This is a genomic window from Microcoleus sp. Z1_B2 (assembly GCF_036700325.1).
In the GTDB taxonomy this organism is placed as follows: domain Bacteria; phylum Cyanobacteriota; class Cyanobacteriia; order Cyanobacteriales; family Microcoleaceae; genus Microcoleus.
In genome coordinates, this window is record NZ_JAUBOQ010000009.1 from 17,829 (window position 1) to 29,924 (window position 12,096).

General features: G+C 43.5%; 9 protein-coding genes and 1 tRNA gene. 1 reads left to right on the forward strand and 9 read right to left on the reverse strand.

Annotated features, from left to right (window positions below):
• Window positions 1-97: 97 nt before the first annotated feature.
• The 4 genes from QT984_RS07045 to QT984_RS07060 all read right to left on the reverse strand — a co-directional run bounded on the left by QT984_RS07045 (window position 98) and on the right by QT984_RS07060 (window position 2,982).
• A complete protein-coding gene (locus QT984_RS07045) occupies window positions 98-895 on the reverse strand; it encodes an RNA methyltransferase (protein ID WP_333057355.1) in 798 nt (265 codons plus the stop codon).
• A gap of 73 nt (window positions 896-968) precedes the next feature.
• Window positions 969-1,050 (reverse strand) — tRNA-Leu (locus tag QT984_RS07050).
• A 158-nt stretch (window positions 1,051-1,208) separates the two neighbouring features.
• Window positions 1,209-1,886, reverse strand: coding sequence for a PEP-CTERM sorting domain-containing protein (locus tag QT984_RS07055; RefSeq protein ID WP_333057354.1), 678 nt, complete (start codon window positions 1,884-1,886; stop codon window positions 1,209-1,211).
• A gap of 70 nt (window positions 1,887-1,956) precedes the next feature.
• A complete protein-coding gene (locus QT984_RS07060) occupies window positions 1,957-2,982 on the reverse strand; it encodes a site-2 protease family protein (RefSeq protein WP_333057353.1) in 1,026 nt (341 codons plus the stop codon).
• Window positions 2,983-3,177: 195 nt separating this feature from the next.
• Between QT984_RS07060 and QT984_RS07065 the strand changes: the two genes are divergently transcribed.
• Window positions 3,178-4,377, forward strand: a complete 1,200-nt coding sequence (locus QT984_RS07065; RefSeq protein WP_333373645.1) for an ISAs1 family transposase — start codon at window positions 3,178-3,180, stop codon at window positions 4,375-4,377.
• Window positions 4,378-4,617: 240 nt separating this feature from the next.
• Here the strand turns inward: QT984_RS07065 and QT984_RS07070 are convergent, their stop codons facing one another.
• The 5 genes from QT984_RS07070 to QT984_RS07090 form a co-directional block, all read right to left on the reverse strand.
• Entirely contained in the window at window positions 4,618-5,478 is an 861-nt protein-coding gene (locus tag QT984_RS07070) for a class I SAM-dependent methyltransferase (RefSeq protein ID WP_333057351.1), read from the reverse strand.
• A gap of 203 nt (window positions 5,479-5,681) precedes the next feature.
• On the reverse strand, window positions 5,682-7,349 hold the full coding sequence (locus tag QT984_RS07075) for an ABC transporter ATP-binding protein (RefSeq protein ID WP_333057350.1): 1,668 nt from the start codon (window positions 7,347-7,349) through the stop codon (window positions 5,682-5,684).
• A 265-nt stretch (window positions 7,350-7,614) separates the two neighbouring features.
• Window positions 7,615-8,748 carry a patatin-like phospholipase family protein gene (locus QT984_RS07080; RefSeq protein ID WP_333057349.1) on the reverse strand — a complete coding sequence of 378 codons (1,134 nt, stop codon included), beginning with the start codon at window positions 8,746-8,748 and terminating at the stop codon, window positions 7,615-7,617.
• Window positions 8,749-8,910: 162 nt separating this feature from the next.
• Window positions 8,911-11,025 carry a hypothetical protein gene (locus QT984_RS07085; protein WP_333314951.1) on the reverse strand — a complete coding sequence of 705 codons (2,115 nt, stop codon included), beginning with the start codon at window positions 11,023-11,025 and terminating at the stop codon, window positions 8,911-8,913.
• Between the two features lie 5 nt (window positions 11,026-11,030).
• Entirely contained in the window at window positions 11,031-11,903 is an 873-nt protein-coding gene (locus tag QT984_RS07090; protein WP_333314953.1) for a hypothetical protein, read from the reverse strand.
• Window positions 11,904-12,096 lie beyond the last annotated feature (193 nt).

Genomic DNA, 12,096 nt, shown 5'->3' on the forward strand with positions numbered 1-12,096 from the left:
GACAAGCCCCCGGATTCATCCGTCCAGAAATAAAAAACCTGTATCGGATAAACTGGCCCCCGAATTTATCCGTGGGCTCAATGCTTCAATCTAAAATCTAAAATCTAAAATCTAAAATCGACTGACTTCTTTGCCGTTGAGCTTCGTACAAGATGAGGGCTGCGGCGATCGACACATTTAAAGATTCTACGCCACGACTCAGGGGGATTTGGATTTGTCGATCGGCTAAACTCCTCAATTCTTCCGACAAACCAGAGCCTTCGTTGCCCAAAACTATCAGCGTCGGCACTCGCAAATCTACTTCCCAATAACTTAAACTGGCTCCGGCGACAGTTGCTAAAATTTGCATTCCTCGATTTTTATAGGCCGAGACTTCGGCGGTTAAATCTGGACAGACTGCCATTGGCAGCTTAAACCAAGCTCCTGCTGAGGCGCGGAGCACTTTGGGATGGTCTAAATCGGCGCTGTCTGCGCTCAGCAGCAAACCGTCGGCATTAGCAGCCGCAGCCGTGCGGACGATCGCCCCCAAGTTGCCAGGATCTTGGATTGTTTCTAGGGCTATTCCTAAAGTTGACAATTTTGCGGGTTCTGTTGCGGTGCGGGGTGCGGTGGCGACAATGCCGTCGGGTTGGACTGTAGTGGCGATCGACTCTAACACTTTGGCACTTACTAATTCGGTGCGATCGGCTAAATTACCAACTTGCTGCCAAAGTTGCCCGTGCTGATCCAGCCATTCGGGAGTGCAGCAAACCGTTGCTAGCGGGTATTTTGCCGCGCAAGCTTCTTCGAGCAAGTGCGTCCCTTCGAGTAAAAATAATTGTTGTTCCCTGCGTCCCTTCGAGCTGTGCAGCTTGCGAATTTCTTTAACTAGGGGGTTTTGAATACTTGTCAGCATTGTTTAATTCAGCAGAGCGAATGGGGTTATTGCCTGTATCGGGTTAACCCCAAACTTCCTTCTGCCTTGGGAATGCGGAACCCGGGACTTGAACCCGGAAGGCTTGCACCACATGAACCTGAATCATGCGCGTCTACCAATTCCGCCAGTTCCGCATCGGTCACGAATTACTACTCTGCCATACCTCCGCGAATCTGTCAAGTGTTTTGGGGAATTTATTTTTTTTGTGGGCTGCGAGTAATAGGGAGAACTTTGAGATTCCCCCTATCCACCCTGGTTAATTAAGGGGGCTAGGGGGATCTCCAAATTAATATTACACCTTTTTTGCCGCCTTTTTCTTCCACCACAAACCCATTCCAGCAGCCAGCAACGTACCAACAGCAGTCATCGGTTCCGGCACAGGTTCATACTCATAAATTGCACTAACTGTAGTGTTAGTCGCAACCTTACCATCGAAACTTCCCCTAACAGGATTCCCCTGAATTTGAGTAAAACCCGTTGTCACCAAACCTGCGATAAAAGTATCTCCATCGCATCCACTTAACGCACTCAGAGACTGCTGGGAATCATAACTCTTTGACACCGTACCCGAAGCCGAACCGCTAACACTTCCTGTAGCGCCATTAGCAATCCTCGTTTCCGGTGGACTTGCTAACACACTCAAAGTCAAATTAGGGTCAACTTTTAACAGCGGAATATTCACAGCAATATTTGCATTACTCGCCGCCGTCCCCATAAAATCTCCAGTCAAAGGAGTAATGCTAACAGTGTTATTAACAGTAGATTTAACTGTAACATAAGCCCTTAATAGCGTTCCTAACAGCGAATTAAATTTAGGCAAAACCACATTAGTGCTACTATTTAATGGCTGGGAACCCAGATCCACAGTATAAGTTTGAGTAAGAGTAGCAGCTTGTACAGAAAAACATTGACTAACAACTGCCAAACTTAAACTTCCGCCAACAATTCCCAACTTTTGATAAACATTCATTGCAGTAAACCCCTAAAATAATCAATTTGCATTTCGTGGCACGGGCGTCCCGCCTGTGATAAATCTGCGGTTAAAAACTCCAAACCCGCAAAACCAAATTACCCAGCAATGACGCTAGATAACTCAAAACCCAAACAGTATAAAGTATACTCAAAGGCGCGTAAGCCGCCAAAACCCATTGCGTTTCTGCTGTTTCCTCAATCTCCTCCCTCCGCAACAAGTCTACATAAAAATCAAACGACCTTTGTCGCAGATTGTTAATGCCAGTTGCTGCTACTAACCAATAATAACCGTCGAATCTATTCAACGGATTTAAATTAATTGCAACTGTCAGCAAGGCGGCTACCATCAACAAATAACTAATTTGATGCCAAACCGGATTGGACTGAGATAACAGCCACATCCAAACAGCCCATGCCCAAATTGTTACTTGGATTAATACTCCGGCGGCTACTACTAAAACCCGCTGTTTCCGCCGGACTAAACTGTATTGGTCGGTTGTATCTGTGTAACATCCAGGGATGAAACACATAAACAATAATCCAATTTCTTTAACAATACCGCCGTAGTGTTTTAGCGTGAAAGCGTGACCGAGTTCGTGCAAAGCTATTACCAGCATTGTCAGCAATACAAATTTGAAAATATTCTCATTTTTTCCCGCTATCCACAACTGCTGATGTGAGGCTGCGACTTCGGCAGAGGAAGCCAACCACACAGCTACAGAGGAAGCGATGAAAGCGCACAGAAAAAAGCCAAATTCCCATGTCCAAATCCAGCGGAATTTGTCGATGTGCCGCGATAGCCAAACATCGGGATTGACTAGGGGAATTGTGAAGGATAGCAGGTTAAATTTGGCTTTCGGTGGCTTGGTTCCTTCTAGCATTCCTGCTTGTGCTAAGTCTCTTAAGAGATTTTGCACGTCTTCTAAATCCAGGTCGTATTCAGCGAGAATATTAGTTAGTGGTTGTTGACTTAGTTGCAAAATTACCTGTTTGTCAAAGTCGTCAACTTGAATACAGGTAATGTCTTCGGGATTGCGAAGTATCCAATAACCGTCGGGATGAGGTATCCACTGTACGGCTGATTTTAGTTGCATGGTAGATTGTCACTTTGGCTGACAAAGTTTCGATTTAATTGAATAGGAGTTACTCGTTTTTAGGCGGAGATTCTGATCCCCCCTAGCCCCCCTTAATAAGGGGGGTGGATTAATTGTCCCCAAGTAAATTATAATAGTCGAGCGCGAGCGGCTCGAGTCCGATCGCGCTCGACTATCCTAAGCCGTGCATCAACAATGAATTTAATTGAAGCAATTAAATCAGTACCTGATCGCCGACATCCGAGGGGGATTAGGCATCCCTTATGGCTGATACTCATGATAATTTTATTGGGCAGTTGTACGGGATATTGGGGATATAAGCCCTTAGCTGAATTTACGAAAAATCATCGCTCTACTCTGATAAAACTCTTTCACCTCCCACCAGATATTCGTTTTCCATGCGACTCAACTTTTAGAAACATCATTCTCTCATTAGATTTTGAGGTAATTGCCGTCCTTTTTAATATATGGGCAGGGGAAACATTATCGATAGCACCAGGAGAATTGATGGCAATTGATGGTAAAAGTATCAAAAGCACAAGTGTTGGCGGTAATAGTTCTTACCAAAATTTTGTGAGTCTAGTTTCTGCATACAGTCACGATCGCGGCTGGGTAGTCCGACATAAAGTTATGGAGAATCAGCAGCGAAGTGAAATCGAAGTTGTTGAAGAACTCGTGCAACAACTTGCGGGTTCTCAAGTAGTAATTACTGCCGATGCACTGCACATGCAAAAAAAAACTGTTCAGTTAATTATTGATGGAGGCAATGACTACATAATTACTATCAAAAAGAATCAATCCAGTCTGTTTAAACTGGCTCAAAAATTAGTCAAATCTGTGGGTGCGCTCGATTCAACTCAAACCTCAGAACGCTTGCACGGGCGCACCACAACTCGTTCTACTACAATTTATCCCGTATCAGCTCAGTTATTACCAGCGTGGGCGGGTGTCAAACGCATAATTGCCATAACAAGAACCGGCCGTAGGTGGGAAGGCAAAAAAAGTCGTCGTCGGTTAGTTTATTTCCACGAAACACATTATTATTTAAGTAGCAAGGATTGGTCGGCCAGCCAATTTGCGTCGGCAATTCGAGGACATTGGTTAATAGAGAATCGGCTGCATTGGGTTAAAGATGTGACGTTAAATGAGGATAACTGCATTCATCGAGGCGGTAATGCGCCTGCGAATTGGGCAATGGTCAGACAATTTTTAGTATCTCTAGCTCGGATGCTCGGTACAAATACACTTCCTGAAGCTTTGAGATTTATGGCCAATCAACTTGAATATGTTAGCGAATTACTTTTCGGTTTATCTCATCAAGACAAACCAATTAAATCTGGCGCGTGCTCGTCAGCAAATAGCCTAACCCCACTGGTTTACTCTTTTGACAATTAATCCACCCTGCCTGATTGTTGGGGAGTAGGGGTTGACTTTGAGAAGATTCTTGTCCCCCCCTTAAGAAGGGGGGCTAGGGGGGATCGAGCCCTAATCGTCAGACAGTTTACCCGTACTACGTTTGACGTTAAGTTGACACCAAGAAGGGCACGGGGCGGTGTCCCTAATTACGCAAAGCCTATGTGTCATGCTGAGTGAAACGAAGCATCAAGCCAGATGCTTCGCCCAAATGCCTAAGTCCTATTTTTCATAACGAACTAGAAGATGCCAGAGAAAGATATCCGGGTCGTCATGATCTATCATCTCTTTAAACATGGAAACAAAAGGCTCATAGTCCAAAAACTGCATCTCCAAACTGAGTTGTTTTAATCCCGCTTCTTTAAAGATGCGATTTAACCGCAAGGGAGTGTAATAAATCTGAGCCTCTTGCCACTCAGCATCCCAAACTTTATTGCCGTAGACATCGATAAATCCCTCTGTAACACAGTGAGCGTGTTTGCGACTAAAATAGGCAATTTCTAAGAAGCATAAGGTGGTTGGAAAATATCCGTATATCTTGCCACCGGGCTTGAGAACTTTCCCAAATTCCCGAATCATCTCGCGGTTGGTTTTATCCTCACTGGAAACCACGGAATTTGCGAGTAGGACGTAATCAAATTTCTCGTTCCACTCCGGTTTTTGTTCGGTGATTCGCGTGGAGTCAACTTCCTCAAACACGATTTGCCGATCGTTGAGTCGGGAATCTCCATCTGCTGTTTTCCAGTGTCCTTGTGCTTTTTCAATCGCTGTTTTGGAAAAATCGGTACAGTAGATTTGTCCAATTTGGGGGCAAAATTCTAGTAAAGTTTTCTGAAGATAAATTTCCGAGCCGCAACCGGGAATTAGGACTTTGATGTCAGGCGAGTTGGAAATATCATAGCCGGGAGAACGCTCTGGACGGATTAAGTTTTTGCAGATTTTGGGGTCTTGGGTGATGCTGAAAGAGGTGTTGGTATAATCTTCGTGACTTTTATCCCATAAAGCTTTCTCTTCTTCAAGAGATTTCGAGCCTAGGTTAGCAGAAGAGGGAATTAGCCATTTGTAATCATTTGTGCCGGTCATAATTTTTAACTCCAAAATGTTCAGTACAGGTCAAATCTGTGTGTCATACCAATTTAATGTGAAGTTGCATATATCTCGATCCCCCTAAATCCCCCTTAAGAAGGGGAGTAGGGGTTGACTTTGAGTGAGCGGAATCTTGTCCCCCCCTTATTAAGGGGGGCTAGGGGGGATCGGATTCTATGCAGCCTCATAAAAAATTGGTGTCAACCGCTAACAACCAAGCTGCCGTTTTCCAGCACGTACATGACATCCGCACGCAAGGCATGGGCCATGCGGTGGGTGATGAAAATCACTGTGCGTTCTTTGGTGATGCGCTCGATAGTGGCGAGGATTTCGGCTTCTGTGGCGGGGTCAAGGGCGGATGTGGCTTCATCCAGAATCAGAATTGCTGGATTTCTTACCAAGGCTCTAGCTAAGGCAATTCTTTGCCGTTGTCCCCCTGATAACTGTCCGCCCCTGTCACCAACTGGTGTGTCGTAGCCTTGGGGTAAGGACAAAATAAATTGGTGAATCTCGGCGGCTTTGGCTGCGGCTTCGACTTGTTCGTCAGAGGCTTGTAGATAGCCCATGCGGATGTTTTCCCGCACCGAGCAATTAAAGAGAATTACATCCTGAGAAACCAGTCCAATTTGAGAACGAAGGGAGCGTATTGTTGCATGACGCAAATCAATTCCATCAAACAGAATGCGTCCTTTATCAGGGTCATAAAATCGCGTCAGCAAGTTGACAATTGTACTTTTGCCGGCTCCACTTTCACCGACAAATACCGCGAAGTCTCCTTGGCGAATTTTCAGGGATAGATTTTTAACTCCTCCTCTATCTTGGGAGTAGCTAAAGGTAACATTGTCAAAGTTAATATCACTGAAAAAGTGAGGTAAATCAATCGCACCCGGTGCATCCTGAATCGCCGGAGTTTCTGATAAAATATCGCTGATGCGTTGCAGCCCTGCTACTCCATCGATAAATGCAGGCAGTGACGAAGTTAAACCGAGAATATTGAGATTCAATCCTAGCATTAAAACTTGAAAGGAGGTAAGAGTTCCTACAGAAATTGTGTTCCTGTAGGTCATCACTGCACCAATACTTAAAACGATAAGCTGCGTCATGACAAAACCAATCATGGGAGCTTTCTGCACTAAGTAGGAGAGAAAGGTTGCGCGGACATAAACCTGTTTTAAGTCATTCAAATCCCTGGAAAAATCCTCAGTCATTTGGTTCTCCAGCCCGAATATCTTGACAACGGTTTGCGAGAGGATATTCTCTTCGACGACGCTGGCAATCTGTCCTTCTTTTTGCAGCAACTTATAGCCGACTTCGGTGGCAAGGCTGGCTATTTTTGCTGGGGCAATGGTGCAGAGGGTTAAACCGATTAAACTGAGCAGGGCTAATTGCCAGTTGAGGAAGAAGAGGAAAACCAGAGAAAATAGGAAGTTAGACAGTTCTAACACAACAACTGTCAGCCCCATTGTAATTACACCGTTTTCCACCTTTTGGACATCGGCAATCAGACAATTGACAATATCCCCGGCTGAACGTCGCCCAAAAAACTCCATTGAAAGGCTTTGGAGATGCTCGAATAGAGAGTGTCGGATATTGTTGGTGATTAAAATGCCCAAACGCGCTCCGAGGAAAATTCCTAGCAAACCGATGCAGGCATATAGAATTGCTCCGACGACTAGCAATGACAGGATTAGAACCAGAAGACTATAGTTTTGGGGAACGATGGCGGCATCGATGATAAATTTTAAGCTGGCTCGGAAGACTGAATCGAATGCTGCGTCGAATATCAGGCAGATAAAGAGTAAAATGAATTGCCATTTGTAGGAGGCAATGTATTTGTTGAGGGTTTTAAAGAACCAAATAAGTTCCATGAGTTAGGGGAGTTTGTCTACAGGCACGATTTATACTTTTACTTTGGCAGTTTTAATTTGGATAGCATTCTTATTAAGCAGGGGCTGTTTTAAAGAGCAGAGGTTCGGCAAGTAGGGGAAGGTGGTTAAGGGAGCATCTCATATTTGTAAAAACACTTCTTCTGGCTCCTTCCTTCTGCCTCTTGCCTCCTGCCTCCTGCCTCACAACTTAGATTTCTAGCTGGGCTGCCAAAGTGAGATGCTGCCGGTGGTTAAAGCAGCAATGCTAATCCAACTTGATAAACTGTTGAATTGCCTCTACAACTGGAACCTTTTGGTTCTTATAGTAAACTTCTCCACAATCGAGATAGCATTCAGCGGCATCTTTCAGTTCTTCACAATTGTCAGGATTGTCGATCTCTTCGCTGATTTCTTTAGACTGATTCTTCTGTGTTTTAATGTATTCGTTGTAGGGCTTTTCTCGCTTGGTCAGCGTGCGTCGCAGACGACCGGGCTGTTGTTCTCCTTGGAAGCGCTGGTTTAGATCGAAATCCAAACGCAGATAATCCCCCCCTGTACTTTCCATGATTTGGTAACAGATAGCTTCAGAATTTTGAGCAGCAGGATTCATGAACATATCCGGTAGGCGCCGAGCCCAGCCCAACTGTCCCCACTCATTGATCTCTTCATAGCTGTAGGGACAAGTTGTATTGCCAGTGCCAATGGAGAGGACAGCAATATCGCTCAATTGTAATTTGTTTTGTTTTTCAATCAACAAAGCGTGGGCGATCGCCACTAACGCCGGGTTATTGGCTGAGACACCGCCATCGATATGGGGAAGACTTTGCTCCTCGTTATAGGGGAGGTTGTAAGGGGGGAAAAACGTGGGTGCTGATGCTGAGGCAGTGCAGATTTTCCAGAGTTCAATGTTGTCGTACCACGTTTTTGCATCGGCCGGGTTATTCGTAAACCACGTTGTGTTTCGGGAATAAACGTCATAAGCAGGTATCAGAATATAGGGTCGATCGATCTCGCTCATTTTCGGAGAACCCAACTCCGGGTGAATCAATTTTTTCTGCAATATTTTAGCTAAACCCTGCTCTCCCTGTTCGTGGGGGTATAACAAATTACTGCCGAGAGCTTGACTTACTTTTCTCCATTTTCGAGCCTCACGAACCGACGGTAGGAATATATTTTTTCCCTCTTCTAAGTAGAAATCAATCATTTGCTGAACATTCATCTGACAGGTAATCGCCGCCGCCAGAATTGAGCCAGTGGATGTGCCAGAAATCAAGTCAAAATATTCATGCAATTTCTGACCAGTCTTTTCTTGTATGGTTGTCTCTACCTGCTTGAGAATTGTAGCAGATAATACTCCCCGGATGCCGCCGCCATCTAAGCTGAGAATTTTGAATGTCATGGTATCCTCCCCGATCGGTTAATTTTTAAGTGAACAGTGCCTAACCTTTAGTTAGGATTGGAATTGAGAACGAAATCTTAGCTGTCATTTTTCATTGTTACATTTTTAGACGATCGCCCTGGTGAATATCTGAATTTTTAGAGATCCGAGAATGGGTTGAGATTACACAGGTGTGTAATATTGCCAGAACCAATATCCTAACCCCAAAAAAGTCAGCCCAACTAACAGAGCGATCGCTATCTTGGTAAAATCAATAGATTTTTCGGGCAAAGTATCTGTTACTTCGATCAAACTTCCTGGCTGGTTGAATTTATCGAGTAACTCGTTAACATCGGCTTGGTTTGTCACGACCAGATCGAACCCTCGCCAAATATATTGGCTATTATAAATATTTGGCTGTTTCTTGACTCCACCTAACTTGGCAAATAACGCATCATCAAAATACGTGGTGTCGGTTACGGCCTGGTTGTGAAAGGCAATTAAGGGAGGATTCGACTCCTTATTAGACAGCGAAAAGTAAATTTTCTTCGTGTGACTAGCGATGCAATCAAAATTAGATGTTTTTTGCCCAAATGCGCGGTCAATCCAAAAACCAGGCTTCACAATTTTGTCATCTGCTCCATGCAAAATTCCAATGGGTAGAATTAACCTACTGCCGATTTGACGGATGTTTATTGGTTTGGCAGTAAACGGAGAATTGAAGATTTTTAAAATCCAGATGGCTATCTGAGGAATGCCCATGTCCGTACTTGGGGCTGGAGCGGCAGTAAGAATCTGTTTGGGTAAAAACTTTTGTTGATTTTCCTCGATATAGAGAGGCCAACTCATGGCTAATAATCCTCCCAAAGAATGACCGAACACATAAAAATCAAACTCCGATTGAGCAAGACTGGGATTATCTTGACCTAATTTTTTCCAAGCTGCATCAGTTAGGCCGATAGCTTGTTGAATCCATTCCACGGGACTGTGTAAAAGACTGAGGTCAACAGTGTAAATAAGCTGCTTCAGATTCTTTCCATAGCGGTTTTTGAACAATTTGATTACTAAAAATAGTACGACCAAGGCTAAGGAAAGGCGAAGGTACTTGAACAGGGTAGGTTTGAGGAGCTTGCGGACAACCGGGCCAATCTTCTTTCGCCGATATTGCAGTAAAGTATCCTCTATCTTGAATTTATCCCATTTTGAAACTACTTTACTCAAAATGTTCAACCAAAAAGATAAGGGTTCTTTTTCTTCACTGGCTTTGTTTGTTGTTATATCGTCGGGATAGCGGCTGTTTTGAAAATCAGGAAAAACTACATAATAGCCTTGCTTAGCCAATTCTTCTAAATGAGATTCATAGAATTTTGGCAGACACAAAGCAAAGCCGTGCAAGTAAGTAATTAACCTCAGTTTTCCTTCCCCATCCCGGCAAGGAGCATCAGGAGCGAAAACTTGGATAAAATTTCCTTTAATGTGACTCCCTGACTGATATATTTTGTAGCCATCTTTGGGGATAATATGCTCCCACTCAAACGCGGCTTCGGGATTTTTATTGACCATAAATATATTCTCTTGTTGTTGGTTTCTAGCTAGTTTTTTGCCGATTATCTGTACTTTATCCTCTGTTAACAGCAAACTTAGAGCCATTACTAATTCAGATGCGCTACCAGGGAGTGTACCTACTGTAGATGAAGGCATAGCATTACCAAGTAGGGCAATAAATGTTCCTACAAATAACCACGACCATTTCAGCCTGACCCAGATACCGATACCAATCAGTAGCATGAACAAATTAACTACAATGGTAATAATTGGTGGGCCAGTTAAGTTAGCAGGGCTATAACGCAAAATTTCCGCAAAAAACCTTGGCTCCAACTCCAATCCTATGTAGTTGGTGGTAATATCTATCCCCGCGAGTCCGAATGCAACTACCCAAGATAAAACTCGCACTATTGTAGTCGCCCAAGCTGCTCCAGCACGGTGAGCAAGTTCAACACCAATTACAATGAACAGCGGCACAATTAAGTCGTGCAAGAGAAAGCGAACCCTACTGAGAATTTCTAAAAGCTCTCCTTCACCAATTAAATTTCCTACGGACAGAATGAAATTGTCATAGCTAAGGCTGGCTAGCAATAAAGGTAAAACAATCATCGCTAAGCTGGGTGATAGCCGCCACAGCAGAATCCCCCAACCTAGTAATACCCATTCAATCAGAGCTATACCGAGATGTCCAAGGGGATAAATCATGAACAAAATGTTGTTAATCGGCAAGGAATCAGCTATTGATATAACCATATTTGCTAATTTTCTATTGCTAATTTTTCTTGATTACCGTGACTGAATTCAGCAATGCCTTTGCTGTAAACTAACCAAGTGAAGATAGCAACTCCTGCTTCTGTTCCACCTAAGTCATGAAGAATATGAAATAAAGCATTTAAAGCGACTTGGGGGTTGGTATAGGGATCGCCTCCATATTTGTCGAGAAGAAATACAAAAGTTAAGTTTACTCCTACTGAAAAAATTGGGACTAGAATAATCTTCCAATCTTTGAGAAGCTGATAACCTCGGTAGGTCAAGACTCCAAAAACTATAGTAAGTGCAATATAAATTGGCACTTTAAAGGTAGGGTTGTCAGCTTTATAACCTAAAGGGTATAAAATTGATATAACCAACAAACTGATGGCGAACAAAATGTTAACTAATCTCGTGAGGGCAGTTGTCTTGATAACCAGGCCATCTGACCACAATACAAATGCTGAAATCAAGAAAAAGTAGAACATAAAATTCAGCATGGTGAAATCGTTTTGATAATACCAGCATTGGGTAACGTGCCAGCCAATTTCAGCGGCGATCGCTACCATAATAAAAGCTAGACCTAGTTGGGAAGCAAAAATCACTTTGAACCCCAATCCCAAATTTTTTAAACCGTCGTAAAAAATTCTCATTGCTAGCGGAATCAGCGCAAAAGTGAGAATGTGCGTGACAATTAAGCCAAATTTCCAACCGCCAGTAATACAAATCCTATTTGGATTGCTTAACTGAGATTGTGCGATTTCTGGCAATATTGTGAGAGTGTAACCCAATCCAAATAAAGCTATGAAGAAACAGAATGCGATCAAAGCTAAGTCTGAATTGAATATTTTGCCCCTAGGGCTTTCTTGAATGTTTATCATGGATTAAATGAGTTATTTTCAGTAGTTATATTGCGACTTTTATGGTTAAGTTTATTAGCTGATACCAATTTAATAGGTTGTTGCATATATTTCGATCCCCCTCGCATCCCTCTTAATAAGGAGAGTAGGGGTTGACTTTGACCACCCTCTTGTCCCCCCCTTATTAAGGGGGGTTAGGGGGGATCGGATTCTA